The organism is Nostoc sp. (genome assembly GCF_036917435.1).
In the GTDB taxonomy this organism is placed as follows: domain Bacteria; phylum Cyanobacteriota; class Cyanobacteriia; order Cyanobacteriales; family Nostocaceae; genus Nostoc.
In genome coordinates this window covers 88,292-109,304 of record NZ_JBALDM010000034.1, presented here as the reverse complement: position 1 = coordinate 109,304, position 21,013 = coordinate 88,292, and the positions used below count along the sequence as shown (strand labels likewise).

Annotated in this window: 18 protein-coding genes; 13 read left to right on the top strand and 5 right to left on the bottom strand. The window is 42.4% G+C overall.

Annotated elements, in window-relative coordinates; translation table 11 throughout:
- Positions 1-328: 328 nt before the first annotated feature.
- From V7K98_RS16530 to V7K98_RS16505, 6 genes are all read left to right on the top strand, one after another.
- Complete coding sequence (locus tag V7K98_RS16530) at positions 329-1,516, top strand: HetZ-related protein 2 (protein ID WP_335023624.1); 1,188 nt, start codon at positions 329-331, stop codon at positions 1,514-1,516.
- Positions 1,517-1,789: 273 nt separating this feature from the next.
- Positions 1,790-3,022 carry a pilus assembly protein PilB gene (locus tag V7K98_RS16525; protein ID WP_335023622.1) on the top strand — a complete coding sequence of 411 codons (1,233 nt, stop codon included), beginning with the start codon at positions 1,790-1,792 and terminating at the stop codon, positions 3,020-3,022.
- A gap of 377 nt (positions 3,023-3,399) precedes the next feature.
- A complete protein-coding gene (locus V7K98_RS16520; RefSeq protein ID WP_335023620.1) occupies positions 3,400-4,083 on the top strand; it encodes a Crp/Fnr family transcriptional regulator in 684 nt (227 codons plus the stop codon).
- Between the two features lie 110 nt (positions 4,084-4,193).
- Positions 4,194-5,411: a lipid-A-disaccharide synthase-related protein gene (locus V7K98_RS16515; protein ID WP_335023618.1), complete on the top strand. Its 1,218-nt coding sequence runs from the start codon at positions 4,194-4,196 to the stop codon at positions 5,409-5,411.
- Between the two features lie 104 nt (positions 5,412-5,515).
- Positions 5,516-7,267, top strand: a complete 1,752-nt coding sequence (locus V7K98_RS16510; RefSeq protein WP_335023616.1) for an ABC transporter ATP-binding protein — start codon at positions 5,516-5,518, stop codon at positions 7,265-7,267.
- Positions 7,268-7,591: 324 nt separating this feature from the next.
- Positions 7,592-9,373, top strand: coding sequence for a M61 family metallopeptidase (locus tag V7K98_RS16505; RefSeq protein ID WP_335023614.1), 1,782 nt, complete (start codon positions 7,592-7,594; stop codon positions 9,371-9,373).
- Position 9,374: 1 nt separating this feature from the next.
- On the opposite strand, the gene V7K98_RS16500 is transcribed toward V7K98_RS16505, so the two are convergent.
- Entirely contained in the window at positions 9,375-9,497 is a 123-nt protein-coding gene (locus V7K98_RS16500; RefSeq protein WP_335023612.1) for a hypothetical protein, read from the bottom strand.
- Positions 9,498-9,506: 9 nt separating this feature from the next.
- On the bottom strand, positions 9,507-11,276 hold the full coding sequence (pyk, locus tag V7K98_RS16495; protein WP_335023610.1) for a pyruvate kinase: 1,770 nt from the start codon (positions 11,274-11,276) through the stop codon (positions 9,507-9,509).
- Between the two features lie 469 nt (positions 11,277-11,745).
- Between pyk and crtR the strand changes: the two genes are divergently transcribed.
- The gene (gene crtR / locus V7K98_RS16490) at positions 11,746-12,645 is read left to right on the top strand and encodes a beta-carotene hydroxylase (protein WP_335023608.1); all 900 of its coding nucleotides are present in this window, start codon (positions 11,746-11,748) and stop codon (positions 12,643-12,645) included.
- A gap of 82 nt (positions 12,646-12,727) precedes the next feature.
- Here the strand turns inward: crtR and V7K98_RS16485 are convergent, their stop codons facing one another.
- Complete coding sequence (locus V7K98_RS16485) at positions 12,728-13,705, bottom strand: carbohydrate kinase family protein (RefSeq protein ID WP_335023606.1); 978 nt, start codon at positions 13,703-13,705, stop codon at positions 12,728-12,730.
- Positions 13,706-14,068: 363 nt separating this feature from the next.
- Between V7K98_RS16485 and V7K98_RS16480 the strand changes: the two genes are divergently transcribed.
- From V7K98_RS16480 to rfbB, 4 genes are all read left to right on the top strand, one after another.
- Positions 14,069-14,332: a helix-turn-helix domain-containing protein gene (locus tag V7K98_RS16480; protein WP_012410583.1), complete on the top strand. Its 264-nt coding sequence runs from the start codon at positions 14,069-14,071 to the stop codon at positions 14,330-14,332.
- A gap of 296 nt (positions 14,333-14,628) precedes the next feature.
- The gene (locus V7K98_RS16475) at positions 14,629-15,315 is read left to right on the top strand and encodes a DUF6391 domain-containing protein (RefSeq protein WP_335023604.1); all 687 of its coding nucleotides are present in this window, start codon (positions 14,629-14,631) and stop codon (positions 15,313-15,315) included.
- A gap of 72 nt (positions 15,316-15,387) precedes the next feature.
- Positions 15,388-16,383 (top strand): glycosyltransferase, encoded by a 996-nt coding sequence (locus V7K98_RS16470; protein ID WP_335023674.1) that lies wholly within the window; start codon positions 15,388-15,390, stop codon positions 16,381-16,383.
- Between the two features lie 56 nt (positions 16,384-16,439).
- Positions 16,440-17,501, top strand: coding sequence for a dTDP-glucose 4,6-dehydratase (rfbB, locus tag V7K98_RS16465; RefSeq protein ID WP_335023602.1), 1,062 nt, complete (start codon positions 16,440-16,442; stop codon positions 17,499-17,501).
- Positions 17,502-17,555: 54 nt separating this feature from the next.
- Here the strand turns inward: rfbB and V7K98_RS16460 are convergent, their stop codons facing one another.
- A complete protein-coding gene (locus tag V7K98_RS16460; protein WP_334862657.1) occupies positions 17,556-17,876 on the bottom strand; it encodes an addiction module antidote protein in 321 nt (106 codons plus the stop codon).
- A 228-nt stretch (positions 17,877-18,104) separates the two neighbouring features.
- Here V7K98_RS16460 and V7K98_RS16455 point away from each other — a divergent pair, with 228 nt between their 5' ends.
- On the top strand, positions 18,105-19,298 hold the full coding sequence (locus tag V7K98_RS16455; RefSeq protein WP_335023600.1) for a serine/threonine protein kinase: 1,194 nt from the start codon (positions 18,105-18,107) through the stop codon (positions 19,296-19,298).
- Between the two features lie 64 nt (positions 19,299-19,362).
- Entirely contained in the window at positions 19,363-19,989 is a 627-nt protein-coding gene (locus V7K98_RS16450) for a type I restriction endonuclease (protein ID WP_335023598.1), read from the top strand.
- Positions 19,990-20,319: 330 nt separating this feature from the next.
- On the opposite strand, the gene msrA is transcribed toward V7K98_RS16450, so the two are convergent.
- Positions 20,320-20,988 carry a peptide-methionine (S)-S-oxide reductase MsrA gene (gene msrA, locus V7K98_RS16445; protein WP_335023596.1) on the bottom strand — a complete coding sequence of 223 codons (669 nt, stop codon included), beginning with the start codon at positions 20,986-20,988 and terminating at the stop codon, positions 20,320-20,322.
- Between the last annotated feature and the right edge of the window lie 25 nt (positions 20,989-21,013).

Genomic DNA, 21,013 nt, shown 5'->3' with positions numbered 1-21,013 from the left:
GTTAAATTAGATTCGTTCCTCAGCTTGGTTACAAAATGTCAGATTTTTCCAACCCTGTCTTGGAAAGCTTTATTATTGCCACTCTAAGGAGATTTTTGTTCTCGGTTAAAAATATAACTTTACAAAAAGTTTAAAATAACAGAATTGCTCCAAACATCTTATATGTAAGGATTTGGGGGCATTTTAAAATTGAGAGCAAAACCCTAATGTGAAAGTTTTTGCATAATTCTCTTGAATTAAGACGTAATAAAAATGGAATCACTGAGATATTTTCGTGAAACTCATGAAATCTGGGACAGCTGCCAGTTAAACAATTAGGTAGGGACAAATGGGGGTTGTGATGCAAACTTCAAAATTAAGTTTCGAGGAACGCAATCTCGCTATGACAAAGGATATGGAAAAACTGGCTCTAGATTGGCAAAACCGTTTGGTTGCAGAATGTCCAGACCAAAATGAACCTACTAGACAAAGTATTATTCTCTGGCTTTTGGGATCTGACTCAAAACGTTTTGATCTGTTGAACCCGAAGGAACTAGATATCGCCAAACAAGCGATGGAATATCGTTGGAGGATTTTACGTCAACGCTATTTAGGGTTTGGACGGGAACGTGCTTATCGGAACTTGATAACGCGACTAGGAAGTTTAGTGACATTACGGAATAAGATTCAGACTTGGGTTTCCCTTAGTCGCGATCGCCAGCGCAGTGTTATGGATGTATTGCAAGAGGTACTCCAAGAATTACTGCAAACTGATGCCTATATGCAACAACAAATGGCTGATCTTGCCAAATATACAACCGATAGACGACTGGGAGATGCTCTACTATTTGCCAGTATAGAAGAATATTGTCTGCGACCAGTACGTAATCAACCCCTATTAGCTTATCGGTTTGTAAATTACTTGCGTCGTACTCAGCGCGGTGGTTTAACCCAAGTGCCAGGCCGTGACTTGATTAGACTAGTGTCAGAAGAAGTTCTCACAGACGACAGTGAGAATCGAATTAACTTAGTTGATAGTCAGGCGATCGCAGAATATCAAGAAGCACAACATCTAGAAGAACAACAAGTTTCACGGCAATCAGTACAAAAAGAACTGGAAAATTATTTACAAGAAAATCTGGGTACAGATGCAGTGGAATGGCTAAGACTGTATCTACAAGGTAAGTCCCAAGAAGAGATTGCCCACAAATTAAATAAGCAGGCTAGGGAAGTATACCGTTTGCGAGAAAAAATTAGTTACCATGCAGTACGTGTTTTTGCTCTCAAAGGTAAACCAGAACTCGTAGATAGTTGGCTCTCAATTTCCTTACAAGAACATAACTTGGGGTTAACGCAAAACCAATGGCAGCAACTTGATGAAAAATTGACTCCTCTGGGGCGGCAAATCCTAGACTTGCGAAAAGCAGGTAACTCGATAGAAGTAATAGCCCAACAGTTAAAACTCAAAACCCATCAAGTGCTGGGCGAATGGACAAAAGTTTATCTTGTTGCCCAAACTTTAAGAACCAACGAGTAGCCAATTTGGGTGGTAGCAGACAAGGCTGATGGGAAGTGGCGAGTTGAGGAGCAGGGGAAAAAGAACTATTAACATGACGATCTTTTATACCCCATGCTCAATGCCCCATGCCCTATCTTCAGTATTATCCCCAATATATTATCTAAAATTCATCTTCTACTTACATTTACTTAAGTAAATATAATTGAAATTTTAACAATCCAACAAAGTATCTTTATTAACTACCTAGTAAATTAGAGGCAAAATATAAATAAATACCACACAATCAAATCTATGTTGTCTTCAGAGGGTGAACTAAATAATATGGCAGCAAATGGACAACAAATGCTAACTGCTGCTCAAGCTAGATGGGAAGAAGGAGAGGAACGCAAGCAAATATTCCAACTGATAGATAGTCTTTTGTCCTTTGAAGCTTGCCTCTACCACCAGATTTTACCCTTTGAATTAGAAGACAAAAACCTCTGGCTAGGTATGGTTCATCCAGAAGATAGTGAGGCACTAGATTATGTTGGTGGTATTTTGTCTTATATCAATTGCACAATGGTGATTGAAGCGATCGCATCTGACGCTCACCGTAGAATCTTGTCAGCCTACCTCAACCATAAGAATACATCCCAACTAGATGCTCAACAAGCGCATCAGCCAACAGCTGACTCTCCCCAACAAAATAGCCCAGCTAGCATCGCTGATAAACCTATTGTTTCTCTAAATACTGACCCTGAATCAAATCAGCAACCAATATTGATGCTATTTGAGACATCAAAGCGTCAACATTCTGGGCAGCGTGTAGATTTGCCTCCTATCCCAGAGCTAGATCAATCATCTCAAACAACGAGAAGTCATGAACGTGAGACTTCCGAAATAGCTGCACCAAAAAATTTACCGATTTTGCCTACCCAAGTTCCCGAACTACTTACTCCCATCGAGTTGCTGCCAACACTACCACCAAAGAAATTATTAGAAGAATTACTAGGGCGAATTCTGGATGGGGGAATTGGTCGGCTGTATTTAGAAAGACAAGCTTACGAAGGTAGAATACTATGGAGTGACAATGGAATCTTGCAGTCTGTATTAGATAAACTGCCTCTGTCTGTTTTCCAAGGAGTACTGAATGAATTAAAGCGGTTTGCTTCCTTACCTCTCATCAGGGTTTCAGAACCAAAACAGGTAGAGAAGGAATACATGCATCAAAAAACTCGCTTATTATTACGCTTGCGAGTCATGCCAGGAATCTACGGTGAAGAGGCAACACTGCAAGTCTTGCGGGGAGCAGCATTAAAATTCTATCAAGAACAACAATTGATCCGTCTGGGACGCGATGCTTTAGGAATTTCTCAGCAACTAAGTTTCAAGTTACATGAACTACAAGAACGGCTTTTACTGAATCCCAGCCTTAATTCTCAGCAATCAGAGGCAATAGTAGCCCTGAATCAATTAGTAAAAAATTTAGACCAACAGATTAAAATACTGGCGCTACATAGCAATTCCCCAACGAATAGGGAATAGGGAATAGGAAAAACCCACGGCTTTTAAGGCTGGGATTGTAACAAGGACACCGAATTTAAGAGCGCTGTGCGTCTCGAAAAACATCTTTTTTTTAAATGGGCTTTTGACACATAACTAAAGTTTCTATCCTTCACTCTTCCCAATTCTCAATTCTCAATTCCCAATTCCCTACCCAAAGGGTTTTGTCAGTAAAACCTCTGATTTCGATCGCATACATAATTGTTATGTTGTAATAGAATTCTAGACCGATCAACCTTAGAGGTTAAGATCAAATAAATACGAATTTTGCGATCGCATTCTAAGTAAAATTACGGTTTAAAAACTTATAGTAACGAAGTTATTTTCACGCTCTTGAATCCATTCCTTGCATATATTTCATGCTAACTGAGGTTTTTAGTGAACTTTTCCCCTTAATGAGTACAGCCAACCCCCAGACCTTGGAATGGCTGCTCAACGTTGCAATTGAACATGAATACCCATCTGGGCGAGCCGTTGTCATGGAAGATGCCTGGGGTAACGCCGTTTACTTCGTGGTTTCTGGTTGGGTCAAAGTCCGGCGTACCGTCGGGGACGATTCAGTAGCTTTGGCAATTTTTGGTCGTGGCGATTTTTTTGGAGAAATGGCAATTTTGGATGAATCTCCACGCTCAACCGATGTCATTGCTCTTTCACCCGTAAACTTGCTTAGTATCTCCAGAGAGCGTTTTATTCAAATATTATTTAAAGACCCGCAGCTACATCACCGAATGTTGCAACTGATGGTGCGGCGATTGCGGCAAATTAACCAGCGTTTACAAATGCGGTCTTCACCACCAGCAGTCAAACTCGCCCATACCCTGGTGACTTTAGGTGAAAACTATGGTCAGGAATCAGACTTAGGAAGAGAAATTTTTAACGTTCCCTTTAAAGATTTAGCAGAGGTGACAGAAATCGGCGTTGATGAAACTACCAAAATCATGGAAAAACTCCATGAAAAAGGGTGGATCAAGATTGATAGCGCTAACAACATCAATTATCTTGTGAACTTGAAACAGTTGATGAACTTGGCTGGTAAGGTGTGATTGCTTTATTTATTCAGCGATACAAATTGTTTGACTATCTTGGACTAGTCACCCAATGTAGGTTTAAAATCTTCACCAAGCAAGCATTTTAGACCTATCCAAATCCCAAGATGCCTTTTAAGCGAATCTTGTTTATCAGTAACGGCCATGGAGAGGACAACCACACCTCTCATGTGATTCAGACCCTGCGCCAATTGTGTCCTTCTATTGAGATGGCAGCAATGCCGATTGTGGGCGAAGGAAAAGCTTACCGCAGCTTGGATATTCCCATTATTGGCCCGACCCAAATAATGCCCTCTGGAGGATTCTTTTACATGAAGCGCCTCTATTTGCTCAAAGATTTTCAATCAGGATTAATTGGGCTAACGTGGCGACAGTTACAAGCGGTGTTGCAGTATGCTCCCAAGTGCGATTTGATTATGGCTACTGGAGATTTTATCTCCCAGACATTCGCTTACTTAACAAAGCGCCCTTACATCTCCTTTATCTCTTGTCTCTCTGCCCTCTATGAAGGGCAATTGTATCTCAATCCCCTGCTGTGGAACGATTTAAATTCTTCTCGATGTCTGACAGTTTTCACCAGAGATTCCTATACGGCTTCTGACCTTCAACGCCAAGGTATAGCTAAAGCTCAGTTTGGTGGTATTCCAGCCTTAGATTACCTCGTTCCCACGGGCAAAGACTTGCATCTGAAACCCGACATTCCAACGATCGCTCTTTTGCCAGGATCGCGAATGCCGGAAGCCGCGCGAAACTTCTGTTTGCAGTTACAACTGGTGGTAGAAATTGCCAAGGTGATGCCTAAGTCAAGATTCCAGTTTCGGGCTGCCTTGGTACCAAATTTGATGGGACAGCTAGATGACATTGCTAAAAGTCAAGGTTGGCAACTGAATCAAGGCGTACTCACTTATTCCCCGCCAGGAAGTTCTGCTGAGGAATCACCCCTTGCAGAAGTCAGGTTTTACTCTGATGCCTTCAGCGATATCTTATGTAACTCTACCCTCATCATTGGTATGGCAGGGCTGGCAGTAGATTTAGCAGTGGCGATCGGCAAACCGATTATCCAAATTCCCGGAGAAGGCCCCCAATTTACCTATCAATTTGCAGAGGCGCAGACTCGGCTGTTGGGCATTTCTGCCCAAACTATTGGTACTAAGCCAGCAACCTCTGAGATTCTCCAGCAAGCGGCTCGACGAGTCGTCGAGACTTTACAAGATGTAGACTACCTCGCTAAGTGCCAAGAAAATGGCCCTCAGCGATTTGGCCCACCCGGCGCATCTGAAAGAATAGCCCGCTTTCTGCTAACCTCTCTAGGGGAAACTAAGTAGAAATTGTGTCAGAATCCTGAATTCTGAGTTCTGAATTCAGGAGTCAGAATTCACCTGAATTCTGACACAATTGTTGCTGCTGCTAAATTTCAATAGTGAAGGTTATGAAAGTCCGCTCTAGCTACTGGCAACTGTTACCTTATTTGTGGCCACAATGGCCGCTTTTAGTTCGAGGATTTGCTTGTATTTTAGGATTTGTGTTGCTCACCTTAGCAATACCTTACCTAGCAGGTCAGGTTGCTTTTTTTCTCGGTCAGGGAAATGTTAATCAGATTGCCCACTGGCTGGGAATAGGTACTTTGGTATTTTTATTTCGAGGGCTTTGTCAATACGGGCAGAATGTCTTTATGATTGCTGCTGCTCTCAACATGGTTTTAAACTTGCGTAAGCGGGTTTACGCTCATCTGCACAAACTTGGATTAGATTACTTTGAAACTACACAGACAGGCGATCTCACTTATCGGCTGACTGAAGATATCGATCGCGTCGGTGAGATTGTCGATAAGTTATCCCATCAGTTTCTTTCCAATCTCTTGCAGTTAATTGCAATTCCCATTTACATGCTCTACCTGAATTGGCAACTCACCCTTGCAGGTTTGCTTTTGGCTCCCCTGATGGCTTGGTTAATCGGGCAATTTGGTCAGCGATTACTTGTGCTATCTCGCCAGAGTCAAAATCAGGTTTCCAATTTGTCGGCGCTGCTAACTGAAGTATTTAGCGGGATTCGCGTCGTCCAAGCTTTTGCAGCACAAGGGTATGAAGTCAAGCGATTTAATCAGGAAGCAGAACGCAATCGCCAAGCTAAGTATCGCGCTCTACAACTCAAATCCATTCAGTTTCCCGTTGTTGGTTTTTTGGAAGCAGTTAGTATTATGCTGCTGTTTCTCTTGGGAGGATGGCAGATTTCTCAAAATCAGCTGACATCTCAAGGCTTTATCAGTTTCTTAGCTGCTGTGGCAATCCTAATTCAGCCAATCGACCTGTTAATTAGCAATTACAACGAGTACAAACAGACTGAGGCTTCTGTCGAACGCATCTTTGAATTGATGCTGAAGCAGCCTAGTTTAAGCGAACAATCCAATGCTAAGGAACTACCACGAGTTGCTGGCAAGGTAGAGTATCGTCATGTCAATTTCGCCTACAATTCCAGCCAGCCAGTCCTTAAGGATCTCTGTTTGCACACTTCTCCTGGCAATGTGATTGCCTTGGTTGGTTCTTCTGGGGCGGGCAAATCGACTTTAATTAACCTTTTACTTCGCTTTTATGACCCTCAAGAAGGCGAAATTCTCATTGATGATATTGATATCCGCGATGTCACACTCACCAGCCTCCGCCATCAAATTGGCATTGTTCCCCAAGACATTACCCTGTTTTCAGGAACGATCGCCGAAAATATTGGTTATGGTCAGGAAGAATTAGATTTAGCAGCAATTGAGGAAGCTGCAAAGATTGCCAACGCTCACTCTTTCATCACCCAATTTTCCCAAGGTTATCATAGCTGGGTTGGTGAGCGGGGAGTTAACCTGTCTGGTGGACAACGCCAAAGATTAGCGATCGCCAGAGCCATTGTTAACGATCCTCGAATTCTCATCCTGGATGAAGCTACTTCTGCCTTAGATTCGGAGTCAGAAGCATTAGTTCAAGAAGCGATCGAACGAGTAATGCAAAATCGTACCGTGTTTATAATCGCCCATCGCTTGAGCAGTGTTCGTAGGGCTGACTGCATTCTCGTACTAGAACAAGGAAAGTTAGTTGAAACTGGTACTCATTCTTCTCTCATGTCACAGGAAGGACGCTATGCCCGTTTTTATGCCCAACAGTTTTATTCTACAGGTGAGCAAGGGAATAGGGAGTAAGTAGAGATGCGATTAATCTCGTCTCTACGGGAGGGAAAGCAAATATCAGAAAATCTTGCGCTAGTGCAGATTTTGATGCGTTTGCGTAGCTCGTCGTAGACATTGCAAGCTGCTAAATATGGTTGAAACACCCAAATCGGCTGTAATAATTAGGTACAATGCATAAGTAATATATTAGTTATGCAAAAGAAATAAACTGTAATCTTTATTTGAGAGTAAGCGGATTTATCCGTGGGATCTTAACTACTAATTACTATTTTCTCTACAAGACGCTCTGCGATCGCCAAGGGGGATACCCCGTTAACAATTATCTCCAGCACCAAGATGACTGAAGCAACTGCAACTCGTCCCAATATCTACATCCAGGAAACCGGGCCAACGATTCATTACTTGGTGGCAATGTCCCAACCAGAAACCCATCTGTTTGAAGTAACTTTGCGCCTTGTAAATCATCCCTCACCGATTCTCGATTTAAAATTGCCAGTATGGACACCCGGTTCCTACTTAGTTCGGGAATATGCCAAGAATTTACAGGATTTTTTGGCTTTTGCAGAGCATAAGCCTTTACCTTGGCGAAAAATCAGTAAAAATCACTGGCAAGTAGACAAAACTGGTGTTTCAGAATTAACTGTACGTTACCGTATTTTTGCTAATGAGCTATCGGTGCGGACAAATCACTTGGATGCTACTCACGGTTATTTCAATGGGGCAGCACTATTTTTTAGAATACCAGGCTGGGATAAGCTACCCATTCGCGTCACCATCGTACCACCACACCAAGAATGGCGGGTCACTACTGCTTTAACTCCCGTTGCTGAAGAAAAAAATACTTTTTTAGCTAGTGATTTTGATACTCTAGTTGATACTCCCTTTGAGATTGGTTGCCACCAATTGTATAAATTTGAGGTCTTGGGAAAACCCCATGAACTCGCAATTTGGGGGCAAGGTAATTATCAAGTTCAGCAGTTGATTGCTGATATCCAAAAAATTGTTCAGGTAGAAGCGCAGATGTTCGGCGGTTTGCCTTATGAACGATATGTATTTTTGCTACATTTATTTAGTCAAGCTTTTGGCGGTTTGGAGCATAAAGACTGTTGCTCATTAATTTACCAACGTTTTGGGTTTCGCGTTCAGGAAAAATACGATCGCTTTATCCAATTGGTAGCGCACGAGTTCTTTCACTTGTGGAATGTCAAACGAATTCGCCCAAAAGCATTAGAGGTTTTTGATTACGACCAAGAAAACTACACACCATCATTGTGGTTTTGTGAGGGGACTACTAGTTATTACGACTTATTAATTCCTTTGCGGGCAGGAATTTATGATGTTAAGTCGTTTTTGAATAACTTGAGTAAAGAAATTAGCAGATATGAAACGACACCGGGGCGTAAGGTACAACCCGTTTCCGAGTCGAGTTTTGATACCTGGATTAAACTCTATCGCCCCGATGCCAATAGTGGTAACTCCCAAATTTCCTACTATTTAAAGGGAGAAATGGTATCGTTGTTGCTGGATTTACTGATTCGCTCCACTCACGACAATCAGCGTTCCCTCGATGACGTGATGCTGAAAATGTGGCAGCAATTTGGTAAAGATGAAATTGGCTATACCCCAGAACAGTTGCAGGATGTTATCGAATCTGTTGCTGGAATAGATTTGACTGATTTCTTTAAACGCTACATTGATAGTACTGATGATTTGCCTTTCAATCAGTATTTGGAACCCTTTGGCTTACAGTTGCTAGCTGAACAGCAAGAAGAATCTTACTTAGGCGTGAGAATAAGTACAGAGAATGGGCGGGAGATGATTAAGTTTGTGGAAACTGATTCACCGGCACAAATAGGGGGAATTGATGCAGGTGATGAGGTATTAGCAATTGATGGGATTAAGGTGACGGGGAATAGTTTCAGCGATCGCCTAAAAGATTACCAACCAAACGATACCATCCAAGTTACAGTTTTCCACCAAGACGAACTGCGTACTTATTCCATTACCCTCGCGTCACCACATCCCACTCGATATCAGGTAAAACCTGTTGAGTCTCCTAACTCCACACAGCAGAAAAACTTTGCTACATGGCTTGGAGTTGCGATCGCAACTGTTTAATTTAGGGCATTGGGAATTGGGCATTGGGCATTGGGCATTGTGGATTAAAAAGAGTCAGAGGGGCGGGGTGCTGATCTTGCTGAAGCGAAAACTCTTCTCCCATGCCCCATGCCCCATGCCCCATGCCCCAGTTCTAAGGCGTTCTCACCGCCCCAGAGTAAATCAAACCCCGTTGCAGATCCAGCGTTATAATCGCTCCATCTCGAATCACCTGCGTTGCCTGCTTCACACCAACAATCACTGGCACACCAAGACGTAAGCCAATCACCGCCGCGTGACTTGTGAGACTTTCCTCTTCCGTAATAATCCCGGCAGCTTTCCGAATAGCCTCAACAAAATCAGCACTCGTGCGCGGTGCAACTAATATGTCTCCCGGATTAAAGTTACTAACATCCATACCAGTATTAGCCACCCGTGCGCGACCACTCACTAAACCTTGTCCGAGTCCGATTCCGTTACCGAGTACCGCCGTCACCACTTCTACCTTAATCAAATCCGTAGAGCCGGAAATTCCCTGGAGTGTACCAGCAGTCATTACTACTAAATCTCCCTCAGACAGTAACTTCAACTCCTGAGCTACATTAATTGCAGCTTGAAATGTCTGACCAGTGGAAGGTAATCCTAGCACCAATAGCGGTTTTACTCCCCACACCATCTGTAACTGCCGCGCTACATTCACATGGGGAGTCACTGCCAAAATCGGTGTCTGAGGACGGAATTTAGAAACATTGCGAGCAGTTGCTCCAGTTTGCGTTAGGGTCATGATTGCTGCTGCGCCTAGTTGTTCGGCAATTTGACCTACCGCTTGACTAATGGCATTGGGAATGGAGCGTCGGGCATCTTTTACAGAACGCAAGTTTAAATGTTGGACTTCTTCCTGCTCCATTCGCTCGGCAATCCGCGCCATTGTCGCTACTGCTTCTACAGGGAAGCTACCCACTGCGGTTTCATTGGAGAGCATCACCGCATCCGTGCCATCCAAAATTGCATTTGCCACATCCGACACTTCGGCGCGAGTGGGACGGGGATTGCTCACCATGCTATCTAACATTTGGGTGGCGGTGATGATTGGAATCCCTAAGCGATTTGCTGTAGCAATTAGCCGCTTTTGAAGTACGGGAACATCTTCTGCTGGCAGTTCCACGCCTAAGTCGCCTCTGGCAACCATTACGCCATCACACAAAGCCAGAACTGCCTCCATTTGTTCAATGGCTTCATGCTTTTCAATTTTGGCAATCACCGGCACTTGCTTGCCTGTACTGGAAATTAGTTCTTTAATTTCGATCATGTCCTGTGGATTGCGGACAAAGGAAAGTGCCACCCAATCTACACCTTGATCTAGACCAAACATCAGATCCTCTCGGTCTTTGTCAGTCATTGCCTTAATTGACAGGTAAACACCGGGAAAGTTTACGCCTTTGTTGTTAGAAAGTTTACCAGGTACGGTGATGCGACAATGCAAATCACCTTTGTCTCGGTTAATCTCCTCTACAACCATTTCTACTCGTCCATCATCGAGGAGAATTTTTGCACCAAGTGGGACTTCTTCAGCTAAATAATCATAGGTGACGCAGCTAATTTCTTGTGTGCCTACTACTGGGCGATTTGTCAAGGTAAAGCGATCGCCTTTTGCCAAAACTATAGATCCGTTGTCAAACTTCCCCAAGCGAATTTTTGGGCCCTGCAAGTCTTGGAGAATAGCCACTGGTTGATTTAGTTCAAAGGCGGTTTGCCGAATTAAGCGAATACTACGCTGATGGTCGGCATGAGTTCCGTGGGAGAAGTTTAGCCGCAGCGTCGTGGCTCCCGCTTCAATAATCGCCTTAAGCATTTCAGGACTGCTAGTAGCGGGGCCAATAGTAGCGACAATTTTTGTCCGGCGCAGAGAATCTCTTAATTGCATAGGGGCTGAAGTGAGGGAGCTATCTGGGAAGTCATCGTAACTTAAGTTGTATCTCCTTTTCAGTCACTGCTATACCAATAAATGTAAGCAGCTAGAGAGAGTTTATGGGAGAGTAGGGGCTGTGGGATAGACTAGATATAGTACATTAATCTTGTATCCATCCTCCCAACGAAAGAGTTTATCCCATCAACTTTTTGCCAATTGTCATACCCCATTTATCAGTAAAGGTTAGTTCTTGTCTGGAATCATAGCGCTATTCATCTACTGATATGCAAAGCTGTGGATAAATATTGCTATACAAAAGGTTACAAAACTTTATTCTTCCCTAATATTTATCGTATATTCGTAATTAGGACTTACGCAAAACTTCAGATGAAACTTTTATTCTCAGGTAGGGGCAATTCGTGAATTGCCCCTATCGCGTGTGATTTTGCGTAAGTACTAGTAATGTTTGATTAAGAAAGAGTCAATGTTAGAAACGATCGCATCGGAGGCACAAAAGCCACTGACAATCCCGCCAAAGGAATTTTTAGCGCCTCCTGGTGATTTTAATCCCACCCTACTGCTGTTTTTAGTAGCTGTAGGAATGCTGGTGTTATCTAACTTTGGTTACTGGCTTTGGGAATGGCCGCACTGGCTCTGCTTTAGCGTTAACACTATTGCCTTGCATTGTGCTGGGACGGTTATTCATGACGCTTGTCACCAATCAGCCCATCGCAATCGGGTAATGAATTCGATGTTAGGGCATGGTAGTGCATTGATGCTAGCTTTTGCTTTTCCAGTGTTTACGCGAGTGCATTTACAGCATCATGGCCATGTCAACCATCCCAAAGACGATCCAGATCATTATGTCTCCACGGGTGGGCCGCTATGGCTAATTGCAGTGCGGTTTTTATACCACGAAGTATTTTTCTTTCAACGGCGGCTGTGGCGCAAATATGAGCTATTAGAATGGTTCATCAGCCGCTTAATTGTCGGTGTAATTGTTTATATTTCAGTGCAGTACAACTTTTTGGGTTACATTCTGAATTTTTGGTTTATACCCGCCTTTGTGGTGGGGATAGCGCTAGGATTATTTTTTGACTATTTGCCCCATCGTCCTTTTGCAGAGCGCGATCGCTGGAAAAATGCTCGTGTCTACCCAAATCCAGTTCTCAATATTCTAATTATGGGACAGAATTACCACTTAATTCATCATTTGTGGCCTTCTATTCCTTGGTATAATTACCAACCTGCATACTATGTGATGAAGCCACTCTTAGATGAAAAAGGATGTTATCAAACTTCAGGATTGTTGCAGAAAAAAGACTTTTTTGAATTTGTTTATGACATCTTTTTAGGAATTCGGTTACATCACCAAAAAGAGTAGATAATTTTGGATGAGGCCGTCAGCAGTTCTTCCAAGAATATCAGCCTTAAGTAGCTGATATTCTTATTCGTTTTGCTAGTTTTTAAAGTTTGTGTGTGGTTAAAAACGCTTCAACTTCCGCATCTGTGGGCTGGGAAGCGATCGCACCTGCTTTAATGGTAGTCAGTGCCCCAACAGCACTGGCGTAGGTAACAATGCGTTTTGCTGTTTCGGCATCCCGCAAGCTGTGGATGCCATTCTGACCCAGTTGGTGGATGAATCCTGCCAAAAAACTATCCCCTGCACCAGTAGTATCAACTACGGGGATGGAAAAGGAAGGTAATTTGCCTTCATTTTCACCCAGACAGTAGGCGCAACCGTTTTCTCCATCTGTTACCAATACTCCTTCAATACAAGCCAAACGGTAAGTGATGGCTCCAGGATCTGCGGTTTCAAATAGCCATTCCGCCTCTTCTTTGGAGAGTTTGAGAAAATCGACTCGCTTAAATAATTCTGGAATTTTTTGATGCGCGATATTTGGCTCATCCCAAAATACAGGCCGCCAGTTGACATCTAGCACAATCTTCAGATCGTAATGTTCTGCTAACTCTAGAGCGCGGTAAATTGCCTGTTCACTTTCAGGGTAGGCTAACTCTAAAGTACCCAAAACCAGAAAATCTGCCTCTTGAAACAGCGAATCTGGCAATTGTTTGGCTTGCAGGCGAGTATCGGCAAATTCTGCGGTGTCATACTGACCAAATCCGGCAAAAGTGCGATCGCCAGCGAGATCCCGTGTAACATAAACTTGCCGCGTTGGTGCTGTGGGATGTCGTTGTACCCCTGTTGTATCTACACCCACATCTTGTAATAGCTTAACCAGCGCATTTCCTGCTTCATCTTCACCAACGGCTCCAATAAATCCTGCTGTCGTCCCCAGCTTCACTAAAGCACAGGCTACGTTAGCTGGTGCCCCTCCTGGGTAGGGAGTCCAAGATTTAACTTTTTCCAGCTTTAACCCTAATTGATCGGCTAAACAATCAAACAAAATTTCACCGATGCACAAAACACGGGAATTGCTCATTTCATTTTAGATTTTAGATTTCGATTTTGAATTAAGAATTTACAGTATAAAATCTACAACAATTTTTGCTAATCTGTCGCCAGTTCTTCATAGAATTAAATAGCAATTTTTACTACTCCATAACATCTATCTGCTTCTAATAATTGCCTAAAATATCTAAACATTTATACTAGTTTTTATCCTAAAATAAGTGTTGTATAATACTTGTATATTGTCGTGATTTATATTTTTGCCAACTTTAAATCCAAAGAAAATATTGACAATAGTATTACTGCTAACACTTGAAACCCCTACTAACAAAAGAATCTTCTAGAATTAGAAAGAGCGATTAAGTACATATACCAAAGGAGCATAGAAATAGTCATGGCTGGTGGCAAGTCTGAGACCCCCGTTAGTCTGTCAGACAGAGAACTGCAAATTATCGACCTAGTAGCCGCTGGCTTAACTAACCAAGAGATTGCAGGAAAACTGGAGATTAGCAAACGTACAGTTGATAACCATATCAGTAATATTCTGACCAAGACCGAGACAGAGAATCGAGTAGCTCTTGTGCGCTGGGCTTTACAGTGGGGCAAGGTCTGCTTGAATGATGTCAATTGCTGTCTTCTACCGAACCAGATCGAATAAACAATTTACTAGTAGTAACGTAATTGCTCTGGTCTGGTATACTGACAAGTCAATTTGAGGTTTACCGATTGTTTCCCTCTTCACGCCTAAGTTTTCAGTGCGAACATTCTACCAAAAGTTCCGAGTCCTTCACTCAGCTGGAGTTTATGTTAGTGGAGCCAGCTGACCCTCGGACTCGGAAACTATAACTAATGACTAATGACAATAAACAAAAATTAGCAACAATTCAGTGGTGCAAGCGTTACATTTGAGAGAAATCTATATTGCTCCATCGGCTCTTGGAGGGCGGTGTTCCAATGAATACTTCTGCTTCTTTTGAGGGTGACTCGTCCCCTTTTAAATTTTTTAACTTTGATTTTACGACACCTGTATCTGAGAAAGTTCCAGCACCAGAATACCGCCCCTTAGACTTTCCGCAACCTACACAGGATACCGACTTACTCAAGCAGCTATCATTTATTCCAGGGTTGAAAGAAATTCTAACGATCCGGCAGGTTCATGCCTTAGAACATGCTACGGTTTGGGTTCTTAGCGAATCACAAAGTGGCCAACCTACTAACGTTCAACTAGATAACGAACTATTAGGTGGTTTGTCTACTGAGCATGGATTTTACCTTTATGGTGAGGTAAATATTAGTGATTTAAGGCGTGCGATCGCACTTGCTCGACATCGCCTCACTAGTGGAGAATGGGATTTAGCTATACATCCTCGTTGTGGCACAAATTTATCAGTAGCAATGCTCTTAACAGCTGGACTAGCTGTAGGTGTGCATTTGTTACTACCATTTCGACCAATTGAGCAACTTATCGGTTTGGGGTTAGCAGCAACGACAGCAGCTGAACTCGCACCTAATTTAGGTTCCATAGCACAGCGTTACCTAACAACAGCTATTCCTTTTAACCTAACAATCGAAAATATTACCCGCACACGCGATGTTTGGGGGCGTGATGCACATTTTGTTAAAGTGGGCTGGCAAGAATGAAGGAGGCAGGGGAAGAAGAACTATTAGATTGTTACCCCATTCCCAATGCCCAATGCCCAAATAAATAAAATTATGAGAAAACTTTACTTCTTACTTCCTGGTACAGATGGCAAATTTGCCTGTGGCGGTCTTTGGGCTGAGTTGAAAGCACTTAATTTGGCTCAGAATTTCTGTAGTGCTGATGTTGTAACTTACCGTCAGCGAGAAAAAGGTAAGCTTTTTATTGATGATTTACTAAAAGAGAAAAATTTAAGTGATGTAATTTTTGTCATCAGTTGGGGATTTGATGTAGCTCAACTCGTGGCTAAACTTAAGCAATACAATGTGATTTATCATGCACATAGTGCAGGTTATCCATTTAGACTACCTGCAAGTATTCCAATTGTTACTGTTAGCCGCTATACAATGGGATATTGGGGAGAAAAATCACCTAATTCTCTAATTTATTATTTGCCCAATCAAATTTCTGATGAGTTCCAAAATTTAGGTCTGGAACGGGACATTGATGTTTTAGTCCAGGCTCGAAAATCTTCTGAGTATTTAATTAAAGAATTGATTCCAGCGTTGCAAAAACGTTGTAAAGTATTGGTTGTTGATTCATACATAGAGGATTTACCGGGACTCTTTAACCGAGCGAAGGTTTACCTTTATGATTCGGCTGAGTACTGGGCACAACAGGGCGTTAGTGAAGGATTTGGCTTACAACCAATGGAAGCTCTTGCTTGTGGTTGTCAAGTATTTTCTAGTGTTAATGGAGGACTGGCAGATTACTTAGATCCTGGATTTAATTGCTATAAAATTGCTGGATATTCTCAAGAATATGATGTGCAACGGATTCTCAAGGTGATTGATTTTTCAGGAACTTTTAGTTTGTCTGAAGAGTTTTTTGCTGAATATCGAACTGAAAATATTATTAAGCGTTTCCAAGTAATTTTGGATGAGTTAAATGAATTTTTTGATCATAAGATTGAGCAGCCATCTAATATTAAGAGTTTGACGAGAGTACGTATGACAAAATTACTTGCTCAAAAGATATACGGGAAGCTGAGGAAGAAATATTTTAAGTAATAGAAACGCACCGCAGAGGCGCAGAGATCACAGAGAGAAATAAGAGAGGAAATTGAATGAGTCGGCGCTTATTAGTTACTGGGGGTGCGGGGTTTATTGGGGCGAATTTTGTCCATCACTGGTGTCAGGTTTATCCAGAGGATCGGGTGGTGGTGTTGGATGCGCTTACCTACGCGGGGAATCGTCTAAACTTGGCGATGGTTGAGGGAAGAGAGAATTTTCGGTTTGTGCAGGGGGATATTTGCGATCGCACCATCGTAGATCAATTATTATCAACAGAAAATATAGATACTATCGCCCATTTTGCTGCTGAATCTCATGTCGATCGTTCGATTCTTGGCCCGGCGGCTTTTGTGCAAACTAATGTAGTCGGAACTTTCACACTGCTAGAAGCTTTTCGCCAATATTGGGAGGCTAAAGCACAACCATCTGATTATCGTTTTCTACACGTTTCGACTGATGAAGTCTACGGTAGTTTAGGCGCAGATGATGCAGCTTTTTCTGAAACTACACCCTACGCTCCTAATAGTCCCTATTCAGCCTCAAAAGCTGGGAGTGACCATTTAGTGCGTGCTTATTATCATACTTATAAACTCCCAACTATTATTACAAATTGTTCTAATAATTACGGCCCTTATCAATTTCCCGAAAAGCTAATTCCCCTAATGTGCATCAACACTTTAATAGGTAAACCACTACCTGTTTATGGTGATGGTAAAAATGTGCGCGATTGGCTTTATGTAGGCGATCATTGTCGTGCTTTAGATGTGGTTATCAATCACGGTCAACCAGGGGAAATGTACAATATTGGCGGCAACAATGAGGTAGAAAATCTCAATCTTGTGCAACTTTTGTGTCAGATGATGGATGAATTAGCACCTGATTTACCAATCCGTCCAGCAAAAGAGTTGATTACTTTTGTCAAGGATAGACAGGGACACGATCGCAGATATGCAATTAACGCAAACAAGATTAAAACTCAGCTTGGTTGGACACCTTCAGTAACAATTGCTGAAGGTTTACGTTTAACTGTTGAATGGTATCTTAATCGTCGTGATTGGTGGGAACCTCTGCTGTCTGCGGAATATCAAGCTTACTATCGCAAAAATTATCTATAAGCCAAATTTCCCACGCAATAGTGTCACAAAGTGAGTGGTAATTACTATTGTGATTCACTCTGAGACTGGAGGGATAATTTTTTGGGGTGTGAGACAATATCCCAGTGCCTTCATGATGGAATTAACGTTTTCAAGGCGCGGGTTGCCATTGCTGGATAAGGCTTTTTGCAATCCCCGGCGTGTCATACCTATTTGGTCGGCTATCTCAGTAATTCCCCGTACACGAGCAACAACGCGCAACGAGGCCAATAAAGCGCCGGAATCGTTGTCTTTTGAATATTCCTGAAATATCTCAGTCAAATAATCGTCTATTTCTTCCGGGTGCTTACGGAAATACTCTTCTTCAAAATGATCGAGTGTTCTAAATTTTCTCACGGCTTAGATACTCATCTGTTTTGATTCTGCTTTTTTGGCCACCTTTAATCTTTACTGTTATTTGTAACATACGCGAACAATAATTTGCATTGTTTTTTTATAAGCAACCCCAAAGTCAAAATCTTCAACTACTTTCCATAAATTATCTGGCTCCCACAATTTCTCTAGATAATGACTATCCTTGAATATAAGGGAATCAGATCAGCGTAAACTGCCACCAGGTGTAAGATGCTGCAACCAGAACAGATATTACAAGATCGTTATCAAGTCCAACGTCAACTCGGTAATAATGGGATTCGTCAAACTTGGCTAGCCAAGGATTTACAAGCCTCTGATGGTGAAAATTCGACCGTTGTGGTCAAACTTTTAGCCTTTGGCGGTACTGTGCAGTGGGATGACTTGAAACTTTTTGAGAGGGAAGCACAAATTCTGAAGCAACTAAGTCATCCCCGCATTCCTCGATATATAGATTATTTTTGTATCGACGATCGCACTCTTTGGTTTGGCTTAATACAACAATATATTCCTGGAGAGTCGCTTAAGGAAAAACTTGCTCATAGCAAAAGGTTTACTGAAAAGCGAGCGAGAAAAATCGCCAGTGAGATTTTAAATATCCTCATGTATCTACATGAGTTAAATCCAGGGGTGTTACATAGAGATATTAAACCGAGTAATTTAATCTGGGGCGAAGATAATCGGATTTATTTGGTTGATTTTGGTGCAGTTCAGGATAAAGCGGCAAGAGAGGGCGTTACTTTCACCGTTGTGGGTACTTATGGTTATGCCCCAATGGAACAATTTGGTGGTCGAGCGGTTCCAGCTTCAGACCTTTATGCATTGGGTGCGACTCTGATTCATTTGCTCACTGGCATTTCCCCCTGTGATTTACCTCAGCAGGATTTGCGACTGCAATTTACAGACCGAGTTCATCTCAGTCCCAGTTTTGTAAGTTGGCTGCAAAAGTTAGTAGAACCCGCTCCCGAACAACGTTTTACTGATGCCCGCCAAGCGCTAAATGCTCTCAAATCTGGTCTGGCTATAAAATCTACAAACAGAAATCAGCTTTTACCGCAAAGAGAAATAATCAATAATTCTGGATGCGGGATAAATAATCAGAATGAAACAGTCCCAGAGGAAATTCTTGGTTGGAACTGGGGCGCATTTCTGATGCCTTGGTTGTGGATGTGGCCGAATCAAGTGTGGTGTGGAATATTCTGTTTTGTACCCCAAATTTCGGGGTTAATGTCGATCGCACTTGGTGCTAAAGGCAATGAATGGGCTTGGAAAAGTAGACGGTGGAGCAGTATTGAGCAATTCAAAGCCCATCAAAGAGGCTGGGCGATCGCTGGTGTTCTAATTGGAGGGCCTATTAGTATTATGTTGTGGGTTACTGCGATCGCTTTGCTGAAAGCGGCACTATAAGGCAGTCTTTTGGGTAAATATCAAGGGAAGGTTTTTTAGCCAGACAAGTATAAGGGTTCAATAAATGGTTCAAATTCTTCAAGGAAAAGATATCACCCTAGCCCAACTGATTGATGAATTTGGTCTACAACTTGCAGACGACGAAGATTTTTTTTCAGAATGGCGGCATGATTTAGCTGAGTTGAGTGACTTAGAAAAGCAATCTCTCAACGAAGTCAAAGCAGAATATTTGCATCTATCGAAGTATCCTATTTTAGAACCTGTAGTCAAAATGGTGGTGCTATCTCCACTATTGCGTCTAGCAGGTTTTTATCAACCGCCTTTCTACATTGCCTCAGAACAAGAGGTAAAAATCTCTTCTGAAGACGAAGGCACGATTATCAGAGGACGTATTGACATCTTGGTGTTGCATCCTCCATTTTGGGTTCTCGTTATTGAGGCAAAACGAGCAGAATATTCTTTAGTGCCAGCAATTCCCCAAGCATTGGCTTATATGTTAGCAGATGCAACTTCGGCTAAACCTGTTTTTGGGTTTATCACCAATGGTAATGAATTTCAATTTATTAAGTTGACGAAACATGGTACACCGAAATATGCATTATCTTACACACTGTCACTGAATCGTGGAGATGACCTACATACCGTTGTCAAAGTGTTAAAACGCCTAGCTCATTTAATTCGTAATTTGTAATCTTGTACGGTGCGTTATGCCCTCAGATCCCCGACTTCTTAGAGAAGTCGGGGATCTCGTTGTTCACAAATGATTTAGGATTGCTATATAATGCAATACGGTTCGGTTAAGCCCAAAAAAGAAAAATATATAGGTTGGGTTGAGGAACAAAACCCAACTTTTTACGGGGTTTGTTGGGTTGAGACTTTGGGAAACCCAACCTACAAATATTCTTAAGTACGCAAAGCCTGTTTCTCTCCGAGTCGGAGAGAAACAGGCTTTAAATTTAGTTCAAGGAAGGGAGAGATTCGTCAAACTAACCTTAAGTTGACTACCCTACCAACTCTATTTCTAACTACTAACTTGCGATTCAACTACACCTACGGGACAAGATACGTTTGTCCCGCCTAAACCACAATACCCATTAGGATTTTTAGCCAAGTATTGCTGATGGTAAGCTTCGGCGTAGTAGAATTCAGGTGCATCCAAGATTTCTGTGGTAATCTTGCCATAACCTGCACCGTTGAGGGCTTGCTGATAAGCTGACCGCGATGCTTCTGCTAGCTGCTTTTGACTTTCGGAATATACATAAATTCCCGAACGGTATTGAGTACCAGCATCATTACCTTGACGCATCCCTTGGGTAGGATTGTGGCTTTCCCAAAAGACTTTGAGCAGTTCGGCATAACTAATCACTTTGGGATCAAACACAACCAATACCACTTCATTGTGACCGGTTCGCCCACTACATACTTCTTCATAAGTGGGGTTAGGTGTGAATCCAGCAGCGTAACCGACTGCGGTGGTGTAAACTCCTTTGAGTTGCCAGAATTTGCGTTCTGCACCCCAAAAACAGCCCAAGCCAAAGATTACCTTCTCTAATCCATCGGGAAAAGGAGCTTTTAAAGGGTTCTTGTTGACATAATGAGCGGCGGGTACTGACATAGATTGCGCCCTTCCTGACAAAGCTTCTTCAGGTGTGGGTATAACTTGCTTTTTGCCGAATCCGAATAGTGCCATTGATTTTGACTCTGATATATATCTT